Consider the following 25,226-nt stretch of genomic DNA (forward strand, 5'->3'; position numbering starts at 1 on the left):
GGGCAGGCATGCCTGCCCCATTATTTACCGCACGCTGCTGACCAGCCACGCCTGCAGCTGTGTCAACTCTGTCTGCTGGTTGGGAAACGCCGCTGTCAGCAACGCCACCTGCTGGCCGAGCGCCTGCGGTCGATACTCCACGCCGTGTAAATTCTGTGCCAGCTGCTCTAACGGCGCCGGGTTCAGGCTGTCGCTAAATATCTGGCAGCGGCTAATCTTGCCGCGCTCAACGTCAAAGTGGATCTCCACGCCGCCCCAGCTAAAACGCGTATCCAGCAGGTGCTGGAAGTGCGGAGCCTGACCAAAATTCCACTGCCAGCTGCTCTGCTTAGCAAACTGCTCTTTAAAGCCCGGCAGGTCGGGCAGTGCGCTCGGTGAAATAATCTCCGGCTGGCACTGCCCGGCAAAGTGGCTAAAGAATGCCTGCGTTACCGCGCCACAGATCTGCTCAAAGCTAATCCCGGGCACCAGCTCTTCCAGGTTCGCCACGCGCGAGCGCACCGAGGTAATGCCCTTGGCCTGCAGTTTTTTCACATCCGGGTTGAGGTAGTCTGCCAGCCGGGACAGGTCAGCATTAAGCAGAATGGTGCCGTGGTGGAAGCCGCGATCGTGGGTCTCATGATAAGCAGAGCCAGAAATTTTACGCAGCCCGTCGGCGGTATTCACCACCAGGTCATTACGCCCTGATGCTTCCGCCGGAATCCCCAGCGCGTTAAGCGCCTTGAGAATAATCGCCGTTGATACGCTTTTATCGTACTCCGGCTTGCCGGCCATAAAGGTAAAGCAGCAGTTGCCGAGGTCATGAAACACCGCGCCACCGCCGCTGCTGCGCCGCGCCAGGCGAATATTGTCCTCTTCCATTCTGCGCGTGTTGCACTCCTTCCACGGATTTTGCGAGCGGCCAATCACCACCGTTTCGGCATTGCGCCACAGGAACAGTACGCGCTGGGTGGCGGGCATCTGGCGAAAAATGCACTCCTCAACGGCCAGGTTAAACCAGGGATCGTAAGAATCGGATAACAGCAAACGCAGTGTGGACATTAATGACTCCATGGAGTGTTCAGCGGCGCAGGCATCATACCATCATGAAGCTTAAGAAAAAAAAAGAGCATCATTATGATGCTCTTAGTGATTCAGATGGGGTTACAGGCCGCGCTGTTCCATGAGCAGCGCGAGGTCAACAAGGCGATTAGAGAAGCCCCATTCGTTGTCGTACCAGGCGAGGATTTTCACCATGTTGCCACCAATCACCAGCGTTGAGAGGGCATCAATTACCGAGGAACGCGCGTCGCCGCGATAGTCGCTGGAGACCAGCGGCTCCTCGCTGTAGCCGAGAATATCTTTGAGCGGGCCGGACTCCGCCGCCTGGCGGAATGCGGCATTGACTTCCTCCACCGTCACGTCACGATCCAGATTCACCGTCAGGTCAACGATCGACACCACCGGCACCGGGACGCGCAGCGAGTAGCCGGTCATGCGGCCATCAAGTTCCGGGATCACCTTGCCAATCGCCTTCGCCGCGCCGCTGGAATAGGGGACGATGGACTCGGCGGCGGCACGCGCGCCGCGCAGATCTTTCTCTGGCTGGTCGTGCAGGGCCTGGCTATTCGTGTAGGCGTGCGTGGTGTTCATCAGTCCGTGCTTAATGCCGAAGTGCTGATGCAGTACCTGCGCCGCCGGGGCCAGCCCATTGGTGGTACAGCTGCCGTTACTGACCACTTTATGCAGCGCCGGATCGTACTGCTGGTGGTTAACGCCCATTACGATAGTGAGGTCGTCGCCTTTTGCCGGGGCAGAGATGATCACCCGTTTGGCGCCGCCGTGGGTGATATGTACTTCGGCCTGCGCTTTATCGGTAAAGAAACCGGTGGCCTCGATCACGATATCCACTGCGGCGCTGCTCCACGGAATGGTCGCCGGGTCGCGCTGGGAAAAGACCTGAATACGTTGGCCGTCAACCCACAGTTCGCCGTCGCCCGCTTCCACAGGGACGGGCAGCGTGCCGGAGAGCGAGTCATATTTCAGCAGGTGGGCAAGGGTTTTACTGTCGGTGAGATCGTTGATCGCCACTACCTGAAAATCACTGCGCCCAAGGGCGGCGCGCAGCACGTTACGTCCGATTCTGCCGAAGCCGTTAATACCGATGTTTACCATGGTGAACTCCTTATTATGAGTAATGAGTTCAGTCTGGACTGGCTTCTGAATGGCGTAAATGACAAATTTAGATCAATTTACGCCATTGTGCGCATGGCGAAGCGCTGACGGTATTCACCCGGCGTGACGTGCAGATTGCGCTCCATCACCCGGCGCAAATTGAGCGCGCTGCCAAAGCCACACAGGCAGGCAATCTGTTCAACGCCGTCGCGGGTCTGCTCCAGCCGCTGCCGTGCCGCGCTTAAACGCAGCTCCTCAACATACTTTGCCGGGCTGATGGCGGTTTCACGGGTAAATACCCGGGTGAAGTTGCGCGGGCTCATTGCCACCCGTTCTGCCAGGCTCTGCACCGACAGATCTGCACTCAGGTTAGCCGCCATCCAGCTTTGCAGCCCGGCAATCGGGCCATCGGCGGCCTGGTTCAGCAGGTAGCGGCTGAACTGGGCCTGGCCGCCGGGGCGGCGCAGATACATCACCAGGTCCTGCGCTACGCAGCGCGCCAGGTCAAATCCGAGGTCGTCTTCCACCAGCGCCAGCGTAAGGTCAAAACCAGAGCTGACCCCGCCGGAGGTCCAGACCGTGCCATCCTGCACGTACAGCGGGCCATTTTGCACGCTGACGTTCGGGAAGCGGGTTTGCAGGGCCTCCATCAGCCGCCAGTGGGTGGTGGCACGCCGTCCTTCCAGCAGGCCCGCCTGCGCCAGCAGCATCGCGCCGCCGCACACGGATGTCACGCGCCCGGCGTGCGGTGCCGCCAGGCGCAGCCAGTCAGCTACCCCGGCATTTTCCTCCTCGGTTAATCCGCGCCCGGTCACCATTATGGTATCGCGCTGCTCACCCGGGTCGAGATCGAGCAGGCGCTGGTCGGCCAGCAGGTTCAGCCCGGACTGGCCGTGGATCACCCGGTGTGGCTGCGTGGTGGCCACGGTGATGTGATAAAAAGCGTCGGCGTGCGCGCGCAGGCGGTTAGCCTGCATCAGAATGTCGGCGACGCCTGCGGATTCAAACAGCATGCCCCCATCGGGGACGATAATCAGGAAAGTGTGCATGGCGTTAAATGTACGATGTATACAGATTAAGTCAATGGGGCGGTAGGGGAAATTAAGGGCCGACCAGAACAGCGGTCTGCCCCTACGGTTGATGTGCCCGATGATTATTACCCGTAGGGGCTGACCCTCTTTTTCGCTCAGCCCGTTTATATAAGGGCCGACCAGAACAGCGGTCGGCCCCTACGATTGATGTGCCGGACGATTATTTCCGTAGGGGTTGACCTTCTTTTTCGGTCAGCCCGATACAGTGAGTTCCCTTAGCTGAATATCAGCAATCAAACGCCATATTTGTCATAATTGTGGCGCTTTACTAATTATTATCGCTCTGATTATATTAATTAAATTCGACAAATCCTGTTGCTGATGGCCTGTGCCATCCGGCATCGCTTTGCCTGTTAATTAAGGGAAATCATGAGCCAGTCAGCGCAACAAACTGCGGCACTTACACGCCCAGAAAATCCTCCGGCCAGGGTGATCCTCAGCGATGAGCTGGCGCTCTGCGCCGCGCGTGCGGTGGCCGATCTGGCGCTGCGCGATGCCGCCACTCGTGACCGCGAAAGCATCTACCCGCTGGAGGCGCTGGAGCTGTTCAGCCGCTCCGGCCTCGGCAGTATCTCCGTGCCGCGCGAATTCGGCGGCGGCGGGCTCTCTTACCGTACCGTGGCGGAAGTATTCCGCATTATCTCGGCCGCCGACCCGTCCCTCGGGCAGATCCCGCAGAACCACTTCGGACTGATACAGTTCCTGCGCGATGAGGGTACCTTCTCACAGCAGCAGCGCCTGTTTTCTGCCGTAGTGCAGGGGCAGCGTTTAGGCAATGGCGGCCCGGAGAAGAACACCCGGCACACCCGGGACGTGCAGGCGCGGCTGCGGCAGCGTGAAGGCGGGCTGCGGCTCTCCGGCAGTAAGTTCTACTCCACCGGTGCACTGTTCGCCGACATCATTGTAACCACCGCTATCGACGACAGCGGCCAGCCGGTGATGGCGTTTATGCCCCGCGATTCCGCCGGGCTGGAGATCGTTGATGACTGGTCCGGCATCGGGCAGCGCACCACCGCCAGCGGCACTATCCATCTGGATGAGGTGGCGGTGGAGGCTGCGCTGGTGATCCCCACGCCCGCCAGCGATAAACCGTCGCTGCGCGGCCCGGTATCGCAGCTGATACAGGCGGCTATCGACGGCGGAATTGCCCGCGGCGCCTTTGATGAGGCCTGCGCCTTTGTGCGCCAGCATTCCCGGCCGTGGGTGGATGCCGGAGTGGAGCGCAACAGCGACGACCCGCACCTGCAGGCCGACGTCGGGCGCGTGTGGGTCGAGATTGCCGCGGCGGATGCGCTGCTGCGCCGGGCGGCACGCTTTCTCGATGAGGTCGACCCTGCCAGCCTGGATGCGGCCACGGCGGCGCGCGCCTCCATCGTGGTGGCGGAGGCCAAAGTGCTGACGACCCAGGCGGCGCTGAAGGCCAGTGAGAAGCTGCTGGAGTGGGGCGGCAGCCGCGCCACGCTAGCTGAGCATAACCTTGACCGCCACTGGCGCAATGCGCGCACCCATACGCTGCACGACCCGATCCGCTGGAAGTTTCACGCCATCGGCAACTACTACCTCAACGGTGTCTTTCCGGTGCGCCATGCCTGGATATAAGGAGCACGTCATGCCAACCAGTCAGGTTCAGGCCAAAAATCCCGCCAGCCGCATTCACAGTGCTGAGCAGGCTATCGAGGTTGCTCAGCAGCTGGCGCAGGAGTTTCGCAGCGGATCTTCACGCAGGGACCGCGAGCGCGAATTGCCGCACGCGCAGTTGCAGGCGCTGTTTGCCTCCGGGCTGGGCGCGATTACCGTACCGGCCGAATTCGGCGGCGCGGCGCTCTCTTCGGCGGTTTTGGCGCAGGCGATCGCCATTCTGAGTGAGGCCGATGCCGCGATTGGTCAGGTGCCGCAGAACCACTTTTATGCGCTGGAGGTACTGCGCGTCAACGGCAGCCCGGCGCAGCAGCAGCGTTTTTATCAGGAGGTGCTGGACGGCGTGCATCTCGGCAACGCGCTGGCGGAGTTCAGCTCGGCGGCGGCCCATCAGCGCAGTACGGCGGTGTTGCCGCACGGTGCGGATTTGCTGCTTAACGGCCAGAAGTTTTACGCCACCGGCGCGCTGTATGCTGACCGCATTCCCACTGCGGCGCGTGATGCCAGCGGCAGGGAACAGCTGGTATTTGTCCCGCGCTTTCAGCCTGGCGTCAGCGTGATCGACGACTGGTCCGGATTCGGGCAGCGTACCACCGGCAGCGGCACGGTCACCTTTGATCACGTCAGGGTCGACCCGCAGGATATCGTGCCGTTTCAGAGCGCCTTTGAGCGCCCGACCACCGTGGGGCCATTCGCGCAGATCATGCATGCCGCCATCGAACAGGGCATCGCCCGCGCCGCATTTAACGACATGCTGAACTTTATCAACAGCCGTGCGCGCCCGTGGCCCGATGCCGGGGTGGATCACGCCGCGCAGGATACGCTGACCATCGATCGCGTGGGCCAGATTGCGCCACGCCTGCAGGCCGGTGACGCCCTCCTGCAGGAGGCGGGTGAAGCGGTAGACGCCGCGCAGCGTAACCCGGATGCCGACAGCGTGGCGGCGGCCTCGATTGCCGTTGCCATCGTGCGCGCCTGGACCACCGAGCTGGCGCTGGAGGCATCCAACCTGCTGTTTGAGCTTTCCGGTACCCGCTCCGCGCTACGCGAGCATAACCTTGACCGCCACTGGCGTAATGCGCGCACCCATACGCTGCACGACCCGGTGCGCTGGAAGTATCCGGCGATCGGCAACTATCTGTTAAACGGTGCGTTACCCGCACGCAGGGGGACGCTGTGAGCAAAAAAATCCTGCTTAACGCCTTCAATATGAACTGCGTCGGGCATATCCATCACGGCATGTGGACCCATCCGCTTGACCGCTCCACCGAGTTTAACGACTTACGCTACTGGCTGGACCTGGCGCGTACCCTGGAGCGCGGCCTGTTTGACGGGCTGTTTATTGCCGATATCCTCGGCGTGTATGACGTCTATCAGCAGGGAATTGCGCTGACCGCCAGCGAGTCGGTGCAGCTGCCGGTTAACGATCCGCTGATGCTGGTGTCGGCGATGGCCAGCGTCACCGAGCACCTCGGCTTCGGGCTGACCGCCAACCTGAGCTACGAGGCGCCATACCCGTTTGCCCGCCGTTTTTCCACCCTCGACCATCTCACCAATGGCCGCGTGGGCTGGAACATTGTTACCGGTTATCTCGACAGCGCCGCGCGGGCGATGGGGCAGCCGCAGCTGCTTGGCCATGACGAGCGCTACGACCAGGCGGACGAGTTTCTCGACGTCAGCTACCAGCTGTGGGAGGGCAGCTGGCAAGAGGGTGCAGTGCTCGCCGACCGCCAGCAGCGCCGCTACGCCGATGCGGCAAAAATTCATCCGGTGCGCCATCACGGTAAGTATTACCAGCTAGAGGGTTACCATCTCAGCTCCCCGTCACCGCAGCGCACGCCACTGCTGTTTCAGGCCGGAAGTTCGGCACGCGGCGTGCAGTTTGCCGCCCGCCACGCGGAGTGTAGCTTTGTTAACGGCAGCACCCCGCAGGCGATGCGCACCCAGGTGGACACGCTGCGCCGCGCGGCGCGCGATGCCGGGCGTGAACCGGGTGATGTGAAGGTGTTTATGGGCGTGTCGGTGATTGTCGCGCCCACGGAAAAGGAGGCGCAGGAGAAGCATCAGGAATACCTACGCTATGCCAGCCCGGAAGCGGGGATTGCCCACTTCTCCAGCTCTATCGGCATCGATCTCGCCCGCTTCGGGCTGGATGAACCGATCGACAGCGGCTCCGGGCGCGCCATCGAGTCGGTCAGCAAAACCTTCAGCGGCTGGACACGGCGGCGGCTGCTGGAGCAGCACGCCCTCGGTGGCCGCTATCCGCTGATTGTTGGCAGCCCGTCGCAGGTGGCCGACCAGCTTATTCACTGGCTGGATGAGGCGGATATCGACGGCTTTAACCTGACGCGCATCGTCAATCCGCAGAGCTATATCGATTTCATCGAGCTGGTTATACCGGAACTTCAGCAGCGCGGGCGTTATAAAACCGCCTATCAGCCCGGCACGCTGCGCCACAAACTCTTCCACCACGACCGCCTGCCGCTGCGCCATCCGGCCGCCCGCTGGCGTCACGATCTTTGAACATCTGGGACATAAAAAGGGGTCATCATGAAAATAATTAAAACACTGTTACTGACCGCGCTGCTCAGCGGAAATGCGCTGGCGGCCGATTACAGCGGGCCGCTCAAAGTCGGCACCACCTCGGCCTTCGCACCGCCACTGGAAACCGCCGTGGCAGAGGCAAAGAAACAGGGGCTGGCGGTGGAACTGATTGAGTTCAGCGACTGGACGGCGCCTAACGTCAGCGTCGAAAACGGCGATATCGACGTTAACCTGTTCCAGCATCAGCCGTTTCTTGATAACGCCAATCAGCAGGGCGGATTTCATCTGGTGAAGTACGCCCCGGCGATTATTAATAATGTCGGCCTGTACTCGAAAAAGCACAGCAGCCTCGATCAGATCCCCGACGGCGGCACGGTGGCGATTGCCAATGACCCCATTAACGGCGGGCGCGGCCTGCTGCTGCTGCAAAAGGCGAAGCTGATAACCCTAAAGCCCGGCGCGGGGCTGAAGTCTACCGTTGACGATATTGTGGCTAACCCGAAGCACCTGAAGATTATTGAAGTGGAAGCGGTGCAGCTGTCGCGCTCGCTGGAGGAGGTTGATCTCGCACAGGGCTATCCGCACTATCTGCGCGCCTCCGGCGTGATTGACCCGAATAACGCGCTATTGTTTGACGGGCTGGAGCACCCGGAATATGTGATTCAGTTTGTTATCCGCGACGGGCACCAGGACGATCCGCGCCTGAAGAAGTTTGTTGATATCTATCAGCACTCCCCGGTGGTGCGCGCCAGCCTCGATAAGTTTTACGGCAAGCTCTATCAGCCTGGCTGGCAGCAGTAAGCATGGCGACGATGACGTGGGATGAGCTAACAGAAACTGATGCCGTAAGCCCGGATGGCTCGACGCATGTGGCGATTCAGGGGTTGGTGAAACGCTATTCCGGCCAGCCGCTGGATGCGCTGCACGATATCAACCTGACGATCCCGCGCGGGGCTATCTACGGTATTATCGGGCGCAGCGGCGCGGGCAAGTCCTCGCTGATCCGCTGTCTTAACCGGCTGGAAACGCCCACGGCGGGGCGCGTGGTGGTGGATGGTGTCGATATTAACCGCCTGACTCAGCGTGAGCTGGTTGAATGGCGGCGCGGCACCGGCATGATATTCCAGCACTTCAACCTGCTGTCGGCGAAAAGCGTGCGTGAGAACATCGAGCTACCGCTGAAGGTGGCGGGCGTTTCTCCACCGCTGCGCAAAAAGCGGGTTGATGAGCTGCTGGCGCTGGTCGGGCTGGAAGAACGCCAGCACGCCTGGCCAGCGCAGCTTTCCGGCGGGCAGAAGCAGCGGGTAGGGATTGCCCGGGCGCTGGTGCATCAGCCGCAGCTGCTGCTGTGCGATGAAGCCACCTCGGCACTTGACCCGGAGACTACCGCCTCGATTCTGGCGTTGCTGCGCGAGATTAATCAGCGGCAGGGCATCACCATCGTGCTTATTACCCATGAGATGAATGTGATCCACGATCTGTGCCACCAGGTGGCGGTACTGGAGCAGGGCAAGGTGATAGAGCAGGGCCCGGTGTGGGCGGTGTATGGCGATCCGCAGCAGCCGACCACCCGCATCCTGCTCAATCCTCAGCATAGCGGTCTGCCGGAAGCGCTGCTGGCGCACCTGCATCGCGCTCCCCAGACGCAGAGTGACCAGCCGCTGCTGCGCCTGAGCTATACCGGTCAGGGGGCGGTGCCGCAGCCCGGGCTACTGGGTGAGGAGGTTATTCTGATCCAGAGTGCGCTGGAGTGGGTGCAGGGCCGACAGATTGGCCATATCGTATTGCAGGCGGCCAGACAGCCGCTGCCGTTTAATCCTGCCAGCATTCCGCAGACGCTGGCTGACCGCGTGGAGGTGCTGGGCTATGTCACTCCAGCTTGAACGTTTATGGCAGGGGCTGCTCGATACGCTGATGATGGTCGGAGCCTCCTCGTTGGCCGCGCTGCTGTTGGGGTTGCCGCTGGCGGTGATATTAGTGATTACCGATCGCAATAATCTCTTCGCCAATCCGCTGCTTAATCGCCTGTTGGGCTGGGTCGTCAACCTGTTCCGCTCGGTGCCATTTCTGATCCTGATGGTTGCGCTGATCCCCTTTACCCGACTGGTGGTGGGTACCTCCTATGGCGTGTGGGCCGCCGTTGTCCCACTGACGCTGGCTGCAACCCCGTTCTTTGCGCGTATTGCCGAGGTGAGCCTGCGCGAGGTGGATAAAGGGTTGGTGGAGGCGGCGCAGGCGATGGGCTTCCATCGGCGGCATATCATCTGGCATGTGCTGCTGGCAGAGGCGCGCCCGGGGATTGTCAGCGGATTTACCATTACGCTGGTCACCATGATTAATGCTTCGGCAATGGCGGGCGCGATTGGTGCGGGCGGGCTGGGGGATATTGCTTACCGCTACGGCTATCAGCGTTTTGACTCGCAGGTGATGCTCACGGTGATAATCGTGCTGGTGGCGCTGGTCACGGTATTACAGCTGTGCGGCGATCGGCTGTCGCGGCATTTAAATCATCGATAATGTGGTACTTTAGTTACAACGTACAGATATAACTATGAGTATGTCATATGTAACTACCGCGCTATCATTAAAGCTGCAGGCTTGGCAGGGGGACATTTTTAACGGTGCTACGTCAATCTTCCTGTATCACAGTACAGCAAAAACATCAGAATTCACGTAGCGCGATCTGTTTTATATTTTACTTTATATTCAATAGGATAGGAAGTTACGGAGTGTCGATGACCCTCTTTTGCTTCAAATGGATAAGGAGTGGGGAATAGTGCATAGTCAGACATTTAAGCTGAGGTCGTACCAAAATTCTGACCTCGAAGGGGTGATTACGGTGTTTGAACGCGCTGTGCGCGAGACAGCCTCACACGATTATAATCCTGCACAGATTGCAGCCTGGGCACAGGTTGATCGGGAGTCCTGGCAAAAGCGGCTGCTCGACAGTCACTGCTGGGTTGCCAGCATCGAGGATAAGATAGTGGGTTTTGGCAACGTAGAGTTTGATGGTCATCTCGATCTGATGTTCACCCATCCGGAGTATCTGCGCACCGGGGTGGCCAGTGCGCTGTTGGAAAAACTGGAGTACGCCGTTATTACCATGGCGTTGCCGGAGATATTTACTGAGGCCAGCGTCACGGCTAAGCCGTTTTTCAGCAGGCGAGGGTACCAACTGCTCGCAGCACAACAGGTGCAGGTGCGCGGCCAGAACTTTATCAACTACCGCATGAGTAAATCACTGCTTTAGCCGGTCGATGACGACAGGCGCGCGGTGATAACTTCCATGCCGATCTGCTGACCATATGACAGCTCCAGCGTATTGCCATCAGGATCCGCAAAGAAAGCCCAGTAGCCAACCGGTGCAGCAGATTGCTGCGCTGCACGGCGCAAAACGCCTTCCTGCTCAGCCAGTTTGACCTTGGCATCGATCTCCTCGCGGCTACCGCAGGCCACGCCAATATGACCGAAGGGTCCCAGCGGTGTGTCATTACTGATTTCTGACTGCACCAGCACCAGCGCGAACGGCCGCGTCAGGTCAGACAGCCACGCCACTTTTTGTGCTTCAGCAATCCCGGGTTCACGCTGATGAATAATCTGCATGCCTGCGTAACGCTGATAAAATTCGACGCTTTTCGACAGGTCTTTCACCTGTAAAGCCAGATGACTAAATCCAACATCATTGTCTGACATGAGCCGTTCCTGTGGGTAATGAGTGAATGCATCATGACACAGGCAAAAGGTGGCAGTTGATCGTGAGTGCTCAACGCTTAATAAGGCATATAGAAGGGAAGGAGAGTCTGGATGAGTGATAAGGCCCGCGTAGTGCGTAATCAGATATGAAATTTAACTTATGTTGATTGCAAAGCTAGTTCACAGATATCGTGTCGTTTAATACGTTGTTTTTATTATTGATTTCCGTTAAAAAATATCGTATTTTTTCAACTAGCTTCATGAACTAACCCTGCTCGGCCAGTGTTGGCTTTTTTTAGCCGATACGCCTAACTCAAATTCATTGATCATTTTTCATCACATTTTCAAAACAATCGTCTCATGGTCTTGACTGGTTATCTGATTGATCTATTGAATAAAGTGTAGGTTGCGCTAGCATAGAGTTTATCAGGGCTCTTGCCTCTGAGGGCGGTAGCATTGTGTAATCAACGTGGCACATGGAGCGCTAAGGTAACGGAATTTTAACAAATAAAAAGGTTTTCCTACGAGTTAGGCGAAAGCTTACTCCCTGACTTGAACAGGTAAGACCATGCCAAGTCTGAAGAGTTATTCCAGATAATGAATAAATATGCCACCTTAAGTGGAGCCAAAAATGGCAAGAAAAATAAGCACCTTAGACAGAATATTCAAAAGCAGCAGAAATAAAACTGTTATCTTGAAAAAGGCATTTAAAGAACTTGAACCTAAAGCCCTTCAAACTTTTTCTAAGATTATGTATGAAAAATTCCCTTTCAATAATATGACTAGTATCGACGAAGCAATAGAAAACAGAACAATATATGAATTCAAAGCTTTTATATCTGAGCCTGTGAAATCTGCTGATAATAATGTACTATTCCATTATGTAATTGGAGTTCTGAACCGAAACCAAAATTCAATATCCAAATTCATATATTTAGAGAAAAAGTATATTGATAGTTTGCTTTTCGATAAACCTAAAGATTCACTTCAAGTTTTAGACGAAATTGACTCGAATTTTGGTTTAAGCTTTTGGAGTATTACACAAAGAAATAACTTAGAATACCTTATGTACAAAGAGGTCAAAATTGGTGATGAAACAAAAAATTATAATACCTTTGATGACATTCTAATTAAAATTCATCAAAACAACCTAAATGAGATAGACGAGGGTATTTTAATCACACCGGAAATAATAGACCCAGAAGCATTGAAGAACGGAATTTATAGCTTCATCAACTATAGGATTTTCGGTTTAAATAGCAATAGTATTACATTTGATATTTTTCAAGTAATTAAGTATGAGTTAAGCTCAACATTAGTAGATTTATATAAGGCATTTGAAATGCTCTGTTACATAACCATTACCGGCATATACAGTGGTTATGAATCATATTACGACAGCATAATAAAATATACTTCATCTATAGATCATTATCTTTTTAGAAACTTAAACTCAAATGAAGATTTATCAGAAGAAGCACAGCTGATTTATGATAGCTATACGTTGAATGATTATGATATAACTATCCGTATATTATCTAAAGCAAAGGAATTCGATTCTTCAAGATTCAAGATTTTTACAAAATCTCTATCATTAACTGATACAAAATTACCTGAGGAATGTTTTTATTTCTTGCAATCAAATCTGATGTCTGATGTCTATTCAAAAAATGAAAAATTTCAACATTCATCAACAAGATTATCCAATTTAAATTTGGCATTTAGAGGAGTCTTAGTTTTTAATTTGATAAAGCACAGAATTAATATAGAGTCAAAAGGATATTATAACGAGGAAGAGGCATATATTATCAAGGCTGAACTTTTATTTTCAAAAGATAATACGCCTTTGAAATCTATCATTTTATCTAATAGGGCGCATGGAAGTGATAGTTACAAGCCTGAAGGAGTAACTGCAGACATTTTCATGAAAAGAGAAAAGCTGCATGATATTAATAATAATGAAAGGAGGCTCAAGTACTTTATTATTCAGTTAATGAATGAAAATAAAGTCAGTGAGGCATCAAATTATCTCGTCGATAAAGTAACTTATAAAGACAAGGAATTATCTCAGCTATACATAAAAGTCAAATCGATGACAGGAAGAATAGAAGATGCATGCAGATGTTTTTTAGATATGCACAATTTGTCGCCTTCAGCAATTAACTACTTTATTACTGAAGAGTTTTACTCTGCACTTGAGTCAAATGCTAAAAATGCAACTAACATTGACACGGCCATTTGCTTATATTTATGCAAGGATAGTTTTGTCGATAAAAAAATGAATCTCAACGCTACAGGTATCGCTATAGGTAAATCTATTAGATATATGGGATTTAAGCACCCTTCAGAATTGCCAATTGATAAAACTAATGGGATACTAGGTTTCTTCTTATCTGACGTCTGCGAAAAGGATATACTAACTAAATCATGGTTGTATAGAACTCAAAGCGAAGCGTACGATGAAAGAATTAGAATTTGCAACATACTAGTTAGCAACAAAATGGGCAATCAAGATAAATTAGTAAATGAGTCGAAGATATTGTCTAAAAGAAAGGTTCTAGAAGTTGCAGAAAAACAAGTTAATAGCACTAAGATCTATGCGGATAAAGATTATATACTGAATAATATTTGGGAGCAATTGAACTTTCTTTATAAAGACATAATAGAAAAGCGAAGTGAGTTTGGAGATATTCTAGATAGCGAAATTGAGCGAGTTTTAAAAAACTTGGATCTAGAAAAGGTTGATATAAGTACCGTGACAAACATGGGGTTAAATATTTTACCTGCTCACATCCTCCAATATGCAGCCCTTGGACAAAATTATAAATTAAAAGCAATATTTCAAATGATCAAAACGTACATCGAGGAGTATTGTTTTGGACTGAAAGGCCTTAATACATATCTTAGCACAAGAATTCGACATGGCACGTTAGAATCAACAATTACAAGTAGTCTCGTAAGTAATGGGTTTATGCCTGCCGATGATAATGATGAAGATAAGCAATTCTACAATCTATTAAAAGATACACCAGAAGACCTGATAGCACAATTAAAAATAAAAAGGGTTGAATTCAAGAAAAAACTTTACTTCATTATAAATGAGATTATTAATGACTGGTTGCAAATATCTATAGATTCCCCCAACCCTACGAAGCAAAAATTCAATTTTTATTTTGATGAATATGATTTAATTAGAATCACAAAGAAAATAGAGCTCTCACAGAGTTTCAATGAGTGCTGTGGTTATTTAGATGAATTTATTGAAGATAAACTTGCCTTTTCCTGCTTGCAAGTAATATCAGCTTTAGATAATAAAAGTAGAGCTGATATATTAACGTTATTTGATGATTATGAAGATTATCTTTATGAAATACAGCGTGAAAGTGGCTGTAGTGTTTCATATGAATTCAATAGGCTAGTAACAATTTCAAAACAACATGTTCTTAACCAACTAGATGTTATTATAAATTGGTTCAAACTTAAGCAGGACTTCCATGAAGAAAGTTATGATATGGAAATAATAACTGGCATTATAAAAAACATGGTTCAAATTGAAAATATTAAAGTAATAGACAACAACAAAATTAAAATAAAATATGACATATTATCTGCAATCGTTGATATAGTTTATAACTTAGTTAATAATGCCATCAAATACTCCCTTTTGCATCCATCTAATGTAAATATTGAGATTGAATGCATTGCTGACATAACAACCAACAAAGTTTCAATCGAAGTCAGAAATGACTGTTTAGCGGTGCACAATTACGAAGAAAAAAACCAAGAGTTAACAAAGTATAGTGCTCCTGTTTCCTCTGAGGATCTAAGAAGTTTAATGCAACGAGAGGGGGGGAATACTGGAATTGCTAGAGTTAAAAGTGCTATACGTTATGAATTAAATGCTCGCGAGGAAGTAACGTTGCGTTATTTGTCAGAAAACAATTTCTCAGCTACAACCTCCTTCAGAAATGCAAAAGGGTTAAGCTATGATCAAACTTTTAATAATTGAAGATGATTTGTATAAATCAAATGCAATTTCTGAATATCTTCGTGATGAATTAAATATAAATAATATTACATGCAGAGAATCTTTATCAAGTGGTGTATTTGAAGTGCTTGACAATCCTAACTATGATCTAATTTTATTAGATATGAGCATGTCAACTTATGATATTTCTGACAAAGATCCCGTTGGAGGTATACCTGAGAGTTTTGCTGGTGAGGATTTTTTGGCTCAAATGGATTTATTAGGTTATAAAATTCCAATTCTAGTTGTTACTCAATATGATACATTCGGTGCAGGAGATGATTCCTTTCCATTAAAAATATTAGATAATAAACTTTCAAAAAAACATCCCGAAATTTATAAAGGATCTATTTTCTTTCGCTCAATTTCTAATGAGTGGAAAATTTTGCTTAAAGAAAAATTATACGAGGTATTAAATTGAATATTCTTTTAGTTGAAGATAATTACGACAAATACCCAATCATTAGTAAAGCACTAGGTATTTTTGATAATATAAACTTTACCAAAGTAGCTTCCGTTTATGATGCATTGGATGAGCTTAGCAAGACGCTCTTTGATATCATGATTGTCGATATTCAGATTCCTGATATAGACGGAGGCGATATAAATCCTCAAGGAGGCGTGGAGTTGTTGAATAGTGTTGAGCGTCTGACTCATTCAAAAATACCACGATATATTTTTGGATTAACATCAAACTCCTCAGATGTAACCTCACACTTTAATACTTTCAAACAATTTGGTTGGCCTTTGTTTGATTTGAAAAACGATGCTGATTGTTGGAAAGACTTGCTTGTCACTAAAGCTCGCGCAATTGAAAAAAATATAAACTACATGAGTGCTGATGTTGCTATCATAACGGCTTTAGAAGATACAGAATTAGAAGAATTATTAAAGCTAGCACCATCATACACTGCTTCAAATATTGATGGCTATAGGTATTACTTCTATGAAGTAACTACAGCCAATGGAACTAAACTAAAATTTGTTTCATCTTCGGCAGAGAGAATGGGCGTTACATGGTCGTCACAACTAGCAACAAGAATAATTGAAAAATTCAAACCAAAAATAATGTTGATGACAGGAATTTGTGCCGGTGTATCAGGAAAAACTTCGTTAGGAGATATTATTGTTGGCGATCCTGTTTGGGACTGGGGAGCTGGTAAGATCTCTGAAGATCACGAAGGTAATACAATTTTCTTGCCAGAGCCGCATCAGTTTGCCCTCAACAGAAAAGTGAAGGAACGGCTAAGAGATTTATCGCAAGACACTGTTTTTTTGAAGTCATTAGCTATATCTTGGCCACAAAATGTTTTAACATCAGTACCGCAAATATTAATAGCTCCAATGGCTTGTGGATCATCGGTCATTGCAACTCAAGCTACTGTAGATGATATCGCAGATAAACATCGTAAAGTGACTGCTATTGAAATGGAGTCTTATGCAGTAATGGCTGCAGCCTTTTCATATGATATTCCTTGTGCCGTCATTAAATCAGTTTGTGATTTAGGCAATAAGCATAAAGCAGATGAGATTCAAAATTATTGTGCCTATACCAGTGCGTCTGTGGCTATAAAATTTATTATTGATAAATACGATGATTTAATTTAATAAATGTTCGTGTAATTTGCATTTTCCCGTTTTACTAGGACATTATATGCAAATGAAGAGGGGAGGGCATTAACCTCCCTCCGCACCGAAAAGTACAGAGGTAATTGGCAGATAATTCTCTTTGATTAATCCTTTTGATTTACGAAAACCAATTTGAGCTGCGAGCATAATCAGGAACTATGCTCTGATTACATATGGACCGAGTAATCTTTCCACAGTAATTGTTGTATTGATTTTTATCGTTTTTACAATTTCAATCAAGTCAATCGTGTCTTGTGCCAGCTGATTACGCAACTCACTGATTTCAGTTTGCAACTGCTGATTTTGGGCCAATAACGCCAAGCGGTTCTTGCGGTTGACATATTGTTGCTTTTCTTTAGGCCTTAAGTTCAGGGGATTGAGTTGCTGATCAGTCAATAAGGGCATCCCCAAAGGTTAACTTCCCGCATACAGGAACCAAATTTCAGCGGATACAGCACAGCGTGTCTTTCCACCATTGCAGATGCCAGTGCAGACCCTTCAGCGTCGAGGATTTCCTCAAAAGCAACAGCAATATCCTCAAACAAACCGCCAGCAAATGACGCCTCGATAAACTGGGAGACATCAACCCGATCGTCAAAATTATGCAGGTTTGCTTTGATGATGTTGTCCAGCGTCATTCATCTACTATGGTCACAATCAAGCTGAACTGATCCCCTCGAAGATTGGGTTTAATCGAATGGCACTCCAAAAGCAGTAATTCACTGACACGCAATCATGGACCATGCCATTGTTCATCTGCCGGGAATGGGTAAGAGTGCGAAATTCTTCTTTATGTATCGATAACCGTCCCGTTAACTGCATGGCAAGTCGTGTAAGTTCTTTGGGCGAGCCATCTATATATCTCGGCGAGAATAACCGGCAAACATAACGCGTAGCAATGTGAAGATGAAGTGTGGGTAAGTGTGTGATTGATCGTGGTCTGAATGACGAACAGTATTTAACATAATATACATTATGCGCACCGATAATGTTAGAGCAATTTAGTAATGTCACTTTTGGAGATGCGGATGTTTTGTTGGACTGGTTATGTTGTGATCCCCAGATGCTGCCGATACTTCACCGGACTCATTGCACCCAAAGATACTTTAATTCGCTTCTCGTTATACCAGCGTATGTACCTGTCCAGGAAGTAGATAAATTCTTCCTGCGTCGTGCCCGCCCAGTTTCTGCCATAGTACATTTCATTTTTGACCCGCCCGAAGAAGCCTTCACATGCCGCATTATCCGACGAACAACCTTTGCGCGACATGGACCTTATAAGACCCGATGCACTGATACGATCCAACCAACCCGGCCATCGATAATGGCCACCTCTGTCACTATGTATCACCGGTCTTTCATTTTCTCTGAGCGTATAGAGAGCGTCATCGAGCATGCCATTCACCAGTTTTGCGTCCGGACGTGTTCCTATCGACCAGCTCACCACTTTGCCATCAAAACAGTCGATTACTGGTGACAGATAGACCTTGCCCGCCGGAAGCTGGAACTCAGTAATATCAGTCAGCCACTTCTCATTTGGCCTGCTGGATCGAAAATTTCTGGCAAGGAGATTTTCAGGTGCCGGCCCTATTTCTCCGCAGTAAGAGCTGTATCGCCGCTGCCTGGCTCGCTTAACGACGAGTTGCTCCTCAGTCATCAGCCTGCGGACAACCTTTTCAGAGATGCAGAGCTTGTTCTCTCGGAGCATCGCGTGCAGACGCCGGTAGCCATAGCAGCGGTAATTTCCTTCGAAGATCTTTGCCATGGCTATCCGTATTTCCGCGTACTTATCATTCAGACGCTGGCTCGCTTTGTGATAAAAATAGCAACTCCGGGCAAGCTTCAGTACACAGAGCAGTTCAGCAACGGAATAGATTTCCTTAAGGGCATCAACGACCTGGGTTTTCTCCCTGTTCTTCAGAGTCAGGACGCTGATGCCCATGTCTTTTTTTATCAGTTCATTCGCTTTTGTCAGGATATCGCGTTCAAGCTGCAACTGATGAACCTGCTGTTTAAGTCGCGTGATTTCATCAAGCAATGTATCCTGGTTTTTATTCTGAGGTGCTGTTTTACGTCTTCGCATGGATCGATAAGCCTCATCGTCGAGCAAGTCTTTCTTCCATTTGTACAGCACTGGGACGCTCACACCAACTTTTTGAGCAACTTTAAGGGCGGTTCCGCTTCGGTTGCAGAGCTCACGGACGGCTTGAGATCTTTCTTCCTGACTGAAGCATTTATTTGTATTTGAGCGCACAATCAGAGGGCGCCGGTTTGGATATATTTCTTCAATCCAGCGTTTAAGTAATACGTCGCTGGGATAGCCGATGGATCGCCGGGTAAACGCCAGACAACCACCATGCGTCAGGTAATGTTCTACAGCAGCGATTTTTTGCGCCTGTGAGTATCGCTGTCTCGATTTTAATTCTCTCGGTAATTCGCCGGTTTCTTCATAAATTCGCACCCAGCGACCGAGCTGTTTTATGGATGGATATCCCAATTCTCTGATGACCACAGAGGCTTTTTTGCCATATCGATAATAGAGTTCAACAGCCCGAACCCTGTCCTCATATGAATGCATTAACTCTCTCCCGAGAGTCCAAGAAATCGTCCGCACCCCCTTTTAGCCATTTAGAAATGTCCCTTTTTTTGGCATAAAGGCCCTACGCTTTTGTGACTTCAGGGATCCGAAAAATGTTGGTGACTATGTCTGATAAAGAGTTAGTTCGCGCCCAGATTATCCAGTCTGTTTGTGAAAAACGACTACGCCGTCGTGATGCTGCAAGTCAGCTGGATCTCAGCGAACGTCAGGTTCAGCGCCTGATGGATAAGTTTCGCCTGTCAGGAACTCCCGGGCTTGCCAGCTTAAAACGCGGTAAACCGGGAAATCATAATCTTCCGGAGCAACTAAGAATGAATGTTCTGGCGTTGCTACGTGAAAATTACAGCGACTTCGGGCCCACATTAGCCACAGAAAAGCTCAGCGAACGCCACCAAATATCGATCTCTGTAGAAACCGTACGTCATTGGATGATTGCCGACGGTCTCTGGGTTCCTCATGCTCGACGCAAGCCTCGGGTCTATCAACCACGCTATCGCCGCGACTGTCTTGGCGAACTCATTCAAATCGACGGCTCTCACCATGACTGGTTTGAAGGTCGTGCATCAAAATGCTGCTTGTTGGTTTATATTGACGATGCTACCGGTCGGCTGATGCACCTGCGGTTCTGTGAAACAGAATCTGCATTCGATTACATGCTGGCCACGCGGGAATACCTTGATAAGCAACCGCAAAACGCCCGCACATATAGTACTCTTCACTTCTCTGGGTAATCGTACTTTTATTTCATCCTACTCACCCACTGGTAAGTTGAGAATTATCTTCGATATTTAAGGTAGTAGCTAAGCTGAGATATCCAGATCTGACCAGTTTTCAATATCACCCTGCAACGGCGATCCTGCCGCTGCTTTAGGGAGATATTGAGATGCCTGGTGACATTGCCAGAAAAAGAACCTAACCGCCTTGCGGTGATCCAGGCCGTTGTTGAAAAATGCCTGCGACGTCGTGATGCTGCTTCACCACTCGGGCTGACTGAATGTCAGGTGCAGCGACTAAATGACTCACGAGACAGCCAGGGGCTATCCACCAGTACCCTCGCCTTGCTGTCATCACCGTTAATGATATGCAAAGTACTTAGTCGACCAATTTCGTAATGCGGTAACTGTACCGTAGATAACGGCGGCAAAAACAGGTTGCCAATGCCTACATGATTATCGTAACCAATAACCCCGATATCCTGCGGGATACGAATTCCTTTAGCCAAAAGCGTCTGATACACCATAAATGCGATGCGGTCATTCCCGCAAATCACTGAATCAAACTGGGGTATCCCCTGACGAATATGAGCCATGAGAACGTCGGGAATGTCACGGTAGTGCTCATCGCCAAGCTGCATATAGTAATGATCCAGCGTACCGGGATCGATGCCTGCCTCAAGACAGGCGCGCGCCATTCCCTTTTGGCGACGGGAAGTCGCCAGGTGGTTGGCGGGTAAATGCAGACAGATAGGCCGACGATATCCTGCCGCCAACAAGGCTCTAACTGCAGTGTACTGGCCCTTCTCGTCATCGGGTATGTAACAGGCAACGGGCTCGTCTTTATTCTCGCAATTTGCCAGAACACAGGGATGTGTCAGCAGCTTGGGCGGTATGCGTACTTCACGCAGTCCCATGGTAGTGAAAATGATGCCACCGGGCCGATGAGCAAGCAGCAGATCGACAATTTCGTTCGGATTATCATCAGAGAACATGTTAACCACGAAGCTTTTCCAGCCGTGTGCGCGCGCGGTCTCCTCGATTGACAGCGTGATTTCGACGGAAAAAGGTGTGGTTACCGTATCCAACGCCAGTACGCCGATCGTCTTGTTTTTAGTCCCCACACTGCGGATCTGTTTTGCCGACAAATCAGGTACGTAGTTCAAATGCAGAATCGCTTCCTGCACGCGTGCAAGGGTCTCGGGCTTCACGCGTTCAGGGTAATTAAGCGCCCGCGAAACTGTCATTAACGATACATTGGCCATTTTGGCCACATCTTTCAAAGACGCCATAATCTTCCATTTTGCGAAAACCCGGATACTTCATTGCGCCGCAAGCGAACAGCCGTAATCAAGTTATCCATAGAGTTGAACCCACTATTCTAAGCTTTGAGCCTGTTATTTTGGGAATTTGGCAAAGAAATTTGACACAGATCTCACAATACCAATGTTAACGTTAACTTTTGTGATTAACATCGGATATTGCCATAAAACTCGGTGTCCGTGTAGAATGTTAACGTTACCATGTGCGCATATAAATCGCTATGAGATTGCTCAGATGAAAAAAAAGCCTTCCCGCAGCTATATGCTGCTCAGCGCCCTGCTGTTCTTTTTCTTTGTCACATGGTCTTCGTCCAGCTCCCTTCTTTCTATCTGGCTCCACCAGGAAGTGGGTTTAAAAGCCTCCGAGACGGGTATTATCTTTTCCGTCTTATCAGTATCAGCCCTTTTCGCTCAGGTCTTTTACGGCTTCATTCAGGATCGTCTTGGTCTGCGCAAAAACCTGCTGTGGTTTATGGCCGCCCTGCTGGTCCTCTCCGGGCCTGCGTATCTCTTCTTCAGCTATTTGCTCAACCTCAATATTCTGCTGGGAAGTGTTTTTGGTGGCCTGTTTATTGGTCTGACGTTTAATGGCGGTATAGGCGTGCTGGAATCCTATACCGAGCGCGTTGCGCGTCAGAGTACCTTTGAATTTGGACGGGCCCGCATGTGGGGTTCTCTCGGTTGGGCCGTTGCCACGTTTTTCGCCGGACTGCTGTTTAACATTAACCCCAATCTTAATTTCCTGGTGGCGTCATGCTCTGGCCTGGTTTTCTTTTTCATGCTGGCCCGATTAAAAATTGCGGCACCGGCGAGCATGGAAAAACTGGAGATTGGGGCTAAAAAGGTTTCTCTGGAAGATGCTATCCGGCTGCTAACGCTACCGCGTTTCTGGGCACTTATTTTCTTCGTGATTGGAACCTGTATTTACGGTGTATACGACCAGCAATTTCCGGTCTATTTTTCCTCACAGTTTCCTACCTTGCGCGAAGGGAACGCCATGTTTGGTTATTTAAACTCCTTCCAGGTTCTTCTGGAAGCGGCAGGCATGTTCTGCGCACCCTGGCTGGTTAACAAAATTGGCGCCAAAAATGGCCTGATATTCGCCGGAATGGTAATGGCTCTGCGTATGATCGCTTCCGGGCTGGTTGAAGGGCCCCTGCTCATTTCTATTACAAAACTGCTACATGCCCTGGAATTGCCGATACTGTTGGTTGCCATTTTCAAATATAACAGCCTGAACTTCGACAAGCGTTTGTCTTCCACAATTTATCTGGTGGGTTTTGCCTGTACCAGTTCAGTTATTGGCACCGTGTTATCGCCGCTGGCGGGTTTCAGCTACGAAAAATTTGGTTTCGCTCAATCCTATCTGATAATGGGCATTATGGTGTTCTGCACCACGTTTATTTCCATCTTCCTTTTGCGCCCAAATAAACCCACAACTGAACACCCCTTTTTACAGCAAGATGCTGTGTAATTTTCGGGAGAAATCATAATGACATCTTTATTAAAACAGGCTGAAGAGACGCTTGAAGAAGCACAAGCCGGAATTAACCGCCGCTGGTATCCACGCTATCACCTTGCCGCACGAGCCGGCTGGATGAACGATCCTAACGGGCTGGTCTGGTTCGACGGCTGGTATCATGCCTTTTATCAACATCACCCCTATTCAACGAAATGGGGACCCATGCACTGGGGGCATGCCCGCAGTAAAGATTTGGTTCACTGGGAACATCTGCCTGTGGCACTGGCACCGGAAGGGCCGGCAGATAAAGACGGCTGTTTTTCCGGTTCCGCAGTGGTGGACGGAGATACGCTGGCACTGATTTACACCGGTCATAAATTTCACGGTTCGCCAGAAAGTGATGACAATCTGTATCAGGTGCAATGTCTGGCAACCAGTCGTGACGGAGTTCATTTCGAGCGTCAAGGAATGGTGATTGATACCCCTCCAGGACTGCATCATTTCCGCGACCCGAAAGTATGGCGTGAGGGTGAATACTGGTACATGGTTGTCGGTTCACGCGTGGCGGAAACCGGCCAGGTCCGCCTGTACCGTTCCACGGACCTTCACAAATGGCATGACGAAGGTATTCTGGCTGAATCTGAAGATGGAATGGGCTATATGTGGGAATGCCCTGATTTCTTTACCCTGAACGGCCAGCGTGTGCTGATGTTCTCTCCACAAGGAATGGTGGCGCAAGGCTATCAAAACCGTAACCTCTTCCAGAGTGGATATTTACTGGGAGAGTGGCAGCCAGGTCAGGCGTTCAGCCATGACGGGCAATTTATTGAAATGGACAACGGTCACGATTTTTATGCCCCGCAAACGTTTCTCAGTCCGGATGGGCGCAGAATCGTTATTGGCTGGCTGGATATGTGGGAATCACCGATGCCGGAGCAACAGGATGGTTGGGCTGGTATGCTCTCCCTGCCGCGCGAACTGAGCTTAGGTGATAATAATCGCCTGATGATGAAACCCATCGCCGAAGTGACCGCTTTGCGAGGCAGCTATATTCCTGTCACTGCACGTTGTCTGAGTAGTCAACAAATGCTTGTCGCAGCAGATGCTGAAGCCATGGAATTATCACTGGAATGGGAGCGAGCCAGGTCGCAGGCAGAACAGTATGGCATGATGCTGGGAGATGGGCTGCGTATTTACGTTGATAATCAGGCCCAGCGCTTAATATTAGAGCGAAGCTATCCTGATTTTTCGCTTGTGGGAACGCGCAGCATTCCCCTGCCAGAGGACGATATCCTTTCACTGCGAATTTTCATTGACCGTTCATCCGTGGAAGTCTTTGTCAATGAAGGCGAAGCCTGTTTAAGCAGCCGAATATATCCGCAGCCGGGAGAGCGCGCCATCATGCTGTTTGCAAATAGTGGCAGCGCTGCGTTAAAAGAAGCCGGATACTGGTCGCTGGATAGATAATTCTGTCAGATATTATCGCGCTGCTTATTTTTTCTAACTTTATTTTTGCCAGTCTCAGGCTGGCATTATATCGTCTGAAATAAGCAAGAAAAAATGGCCAGTCTGCCGACGTAAGGTAGCGATAAGACAGCCTGGCTGAGGCGATTTGCCTGATGTTATTCGCCAACGTGCATCTCATACACCACGCACTGCGTATCGTAGTGCTGTTCAATGCCTTTGTATGTCATGCCCAGGCGCTGCATCACCCGATGTGAGGCACTGTTATCCGGATGCGCCACCGCAACCAGATAGCGCGCGCCGACCTGTTCAACCGCGAATTTCACAATCGCCTGCGCCGCTTCCGTCGCGTACCCTTGGCCATGATAACTGGCGTTCAGGCGCCAGCCGAGCTCCAGCGGTGCGCCGTCGTCATTGGCTAAATGCTGGAGACAGGCGGCACCGACCAGCGCACCTGACTGCTTCTCCATAAGTGCCCACCAAGAGAAGCCACGCTGTTGCCAGCGCAGCATCACCCGTTCGATGCTTTCACGCGTTTCTTCCTCCGTCCTCACCTCGCCTGGACTAATATAGCGCATCATTTCCGGATCTTTTTCCATCTCGCGCAGGCCATCAAAATGAGCGTGTTGGTATGGCTCCAGACGCAGCCTTGCAGTTTCCAATTCCATCTTTCCTCCAGACAACGTGATTTATCATGACGACAGCGCGAGCTGTACCACCGCCCCGCGCCAACGTGAATAGATAACAATATCACGCACTTTCAGCCCGACAGAATTAAAATCCGTCGCGGCGCCATACCTGAGGTGCACAATATTGGCCCTAAGGTCAGTACGTCGCGGCTTTTTATCAAATTTTGTTCTGATTTATCCGGCTGGATAACTCCTGTTAGC

At 50.2% G+C, this 25,226-nt stretch carries 20 protein-coding genes and 3 pseudogenes; 14 read left to right on the forward strand and 9 right to left on the reverse strand.

Annotated elements, in window-relative coordinates; translation table 11 throughout:
• Nucleotides 1-24: 24 nt before the first annotated feature.
• From QLG07_RS15300 to QLG07_RS15310, 3 genes are all read right to left on the reverse strand, one after another.
• Complete coding sequence (locus QLG07_RS15300) at nt 25-1,041, reverse strand: lipoate--protein ligase A (protein ID WP_282469580.1); 1,017 nt, start codon at nt 1,039-1,041, stop codon at nt 25-27.
• A gap of 102 nt (nt 1,042-1,143) precedes the next feature.
• The gene (gap, locus tag QLG07_RS15305; protein WP_191149434.1) at nt 1,144-2,154 is read right to left on the reverse strand and encodes a type I glyceraldehyde-3-phosphate dehydrogenase; all 1,011 of its coding nucleotides are present in this window, start codon (nt 2,152-2,154) and stop codon (nt 1,144-1,146) included.
• Nucleotides 2,155-2,231: 77 nt separating this feature from the next.
• Nucleotides 2,232-3,203 (reverse strand): helix-turn-helix domain-containing protein, encoded by a 972-nt coding sequence (locus QLG07_RS15310; protein ID WP_187499092.1) that lies wholly within the window; start codon nt 3,201-3,203, stop codon nt 2,232-2,234.
• A 411-nt stretch (nt 3,204-3,614) separates the two neighbouring features.
• Here QLG07_RS15310 and QLG07_RS15315 point away from each other — a divergent pair, with 411 nt between their 5' ends.
• The 7 genes from QLG07_RS15315 (at nt 3,615) to QLG07_RS15345 (ending at nt 10,677) form a co-directional block, all read left to right on the forward strand.
• Complete coding sequence (locus QLG07_RS15315; RefSeq protein ID WP_282469581.1) at nt 3,615-4,844, forward strand: SfnB family sulfur acquisition oxidoreductase; 1,230 nt, start codon at nt 3,615-3,617, stop codon at nt 4,842-4,844.
• A gap of 10 nt (nt 4,845-4,854) precedes the next feature.
• Nucleotides 4,855-6,063, forward strand: a complete 1,209-nt coding sequence (locus tag QLG07_RS15320; protein WP_133623629.1) for an SfnB family sulfur acquisition oxidoreductase — start codon at nt 4,855-4,857, stop codon at nt 6,061-6,063.
• A complete protein-coding gene (locus QLG07_RS15325; protein ID WP_282469582.1) occupies nt 6,060-7,406 on the forward strand; it encodes an LLM class flavin-dependent oxidoreductase in 1,347 nt (448 codons plus the stop codon). The genes QLG07_RS15320 and QLG07_RS15325 overlap by 4 nt, the downstream gene beginning before the upstream one ends.
• Nucleotides 7,407-7,433: 27 nt before the next feature.
• Nucleotides 7,434-8,228: a MetQ/NlpA family ABC transporter substrate-binding protein gene (locus QLG07_RS15330; protein ID WP_062818536.1), complete on the forward strand. Its 795-nt coding sequence runs from the start codon at nt 7,434-7,436 to the stop codon at nt 8,226-8,228.
• Between the two features lie 11 nt (nt 8,229-8,239).
• On the forward strand, nt 8,240-9,310 hold the full coding sequence (locus QLG07_RS15335) for an ATP-binding cassette domain-containing protein (RefSeq protein ID WP_282469630.1): 1,071 nt from the start codon (nt 8,240-8,242) through the stop codon (nt 9,308-9,310).
• Entirely contained in the window at nt 9,294-9,944 is a 651-nt protein-coding gene (locus QLG07_RS15340; protein ID WP_048917969.1) for a methionine ABC transporter permease, read from the forward strand. Before QLG07_RS15335 ends, QLG07_RS15340 begins: the two co-directional genes overlap by 17 nt.
• A gap of 238 nt (nt 9,945-10,182) precedes the next feature.
• Complete coding sequence (locus tag QLG07_RS15345; protein ID WP_099753806.1) at nt 10,183-10,677, forward strand: GNAT family N-acetyltransferase; 495 nt, start codon at nt 10,183-10,185, stop codon at nt 10,675-10,677.
• On the opposite strand, the gene QLG07_RS15350 is transcribed toward QLG07_RS15345, so the two are convergent.
• Nucleotides 10,674-11,120, reverse strand: a complete 447-nt coding sequence (locus QLG07_RS15350; protein WP_048917967.1) for a VOC family protein — start codon at nt 11,118-11,120, stop codon at nt 10,674-10,676. The genes QLG07_RS15345 and QLG07_RS15350 overlap by 4 nt on opposite strands.
• A gap of 631 nt (nt 11,121-11,751) precedes the next feature.
• On the opposite strand from QLG07_RS15350, the gene QLG07_RS15355 reads away from it, so the two are divergent.
• Genes QLG07_RS15355 through QLG07_RS15365 form a run of 3 tightly spaced genes read left to right on the forward strand, consistent with a single transcriptional unit; the run spans nt 11,752 to nt 16,755 of the window.
• Nucleotides 11,752-15,129 carry a hypothetical protein gene (locus QLG07_RS15355; protein ID WP_282469583.1) on the forward strand — a complete coding sequence of 1,126 codons (3,378 nt, stop codon included), beginning with the start codon at nt 11,752-11,754 and terminating at the stop codon, nt 15,127-15,129.
• Nucleotides 15,107-15,568, forward strand: coding sequence for a hypothetical protein (locus QLG07_RS15360; protein ID WP_282469584.1), 462 nt, complete (start codon nt 15,107-15,109; stop codon nt 15,566-15,568). The genes QLG07_RS15355 and QLG07_RS15360 overlap by 23 nt, the downstream gene beginning before the upstream one ends.
• A complete protein-coding gene (locus QLG07_RS15365) occupies nt 15,565-16,755 on the forward strand; it encodes a hypothetical protein (protein WP_282469585.1) in 1,191 nt (396 codons plus the stop codon). The genes QLG07_RS15360 and QLG07_RS15365 overlap by 4 nt, the downstream gene beginning before the upstream one ends.
• Nucleotides 16,756-16,932: 177 nt before the next feature.
• On the opposite strand, the pseudogene QLG07_RS15370 reads toward QLG07_RS15365, so the two are convergent.
• The 3 genes and pseudogenes from QLG07_RS15370 to QLG07_RS15380 form a co-directional block, all read right to left on the reverse strand.
• Nucleotides 16,933-17,166 (reverse strand): annotated as a pseudogene (locus QLG07_RS15370) (hypothetical protein); the annotation flags it as partial.
• A gap of 5 nt (nt 17,167-17,171) precedes the next feature.
• Nucleotides 17,172-17,414, reverse strand: a pseudogene (locus tag QLG07_RS15375) (hypothetical protein); the annotation flags it as partial.
• A 407-nt stretch (nt 17,415-17,821) separates the two neighbouring features.
• Nucleotides 17,822-19,354: an IS3 family transposase gene (locus tag QLG07_RS15380; protein ID WP_282469586.1), complete on the reverse strand. Its 1,533-nt coding sequence runs from the start codon at nt 19,352-19,354 to the stop codon at nt 17,822-17,824.
• A 125-nt stretch (nt 19,355-19,479) separates the two neighbouring features.
• Between QLG07_RS15380 and QLG07_RS15385 the strand changes: the two genes are divergently transcribed.
• Both QLG07_RS15385 and QLG07_RS15390 read left to right on the forward strand, forming a co-directional pair.
• A complete protein-coding gene (locus tag QLG07_RS15385; RefSeq protein ID WP_282469631.1) occupies nt 19,480-20,106 on the forward strand; it encodes an ISNCY family transposase in 627 nt (208 codons plus the stop codon).
• Nucleotides 20,107-20,271: 165 nt separating this feature from the next.
• Nucleotides 20,272-20,415 (forward strand): annotated as a pseudogene (locus QLG07_RS15390) (ISNCY family transposase); the annotation flags it as partial.
• Here the strand turns inward: QLG07_RS15390 and QLG07_RS15395 are convergent.
• Nucleotides 20,373-21,380, reverse strand: a complete 1,008-nt coding sequence (locus QLG07_RS15395) for a LacI family DNA-binding transcriptional regulator (RefSeq protein WP_282469587.1) — start codon at nt 21,378-21,380, stop codon at nt 20,373-20,375. The pseudogene QLG07_RS15390 and the gene QLG07_RS15395 sit on opposite strands and share 43 nt — an antisense overlap.
• Before the next feature lie 265 nt (nt 21,381-21,645).
• Here QLG07_RS15395 and QLG07_RS15400 point away from each other — a divergent pair, with 265 nt between their 5' ends.
• A complete protein-coding gene (locus QLG07_RS15400; protein WP_282469588.1) occupies nt 21,646-22,884 on the forward strand; it encodes an MFS transporter in 1,239 nt (412 codons plus the stop codon).
• Nucleotides 22,885-22,902: 18 nt separating this feature from the next.
• A complete protein-coding gene (locus QLG07_RS15405; protein ID WP_099753808.1) occupies nt 22,903-24,339 on the forward strand; it encodes a glycoside hydrolase family 32 protein in 1,437 nt (478 codons plus the stop codon).
• Between the two features lie 155 nt (nt 24,340-24,494).
• Here the strand turns inward: QLG07_RS15405 and QLG07_RS15410 are convergent, their stop codons facing one another.
• Nucleotides 24,495-25,004: a GNAT family N-acetyltransferase gene (locus tag QLG07_RS15410; protein WP_282469589.1), complete on the reverse strand. Its 510-nt coding sequence runs from the start codon at nt 25,002-25,004 to the stop codon at nt 24,495-24,497.
• Nucleotides 25,005-25,226 lie beyond the last annotated feature (222 nt).

The organism is Erwinia sp. V90_4 (assembly GCF_029967685.1).
Taxonomy (GTDB): domain Bacteria; phylum Pseudomonadota; class Gammaproteobacteria; order Enterobacterales; family Enterobacteriaceae; genus Erwinia; species Erwinia aphidicola.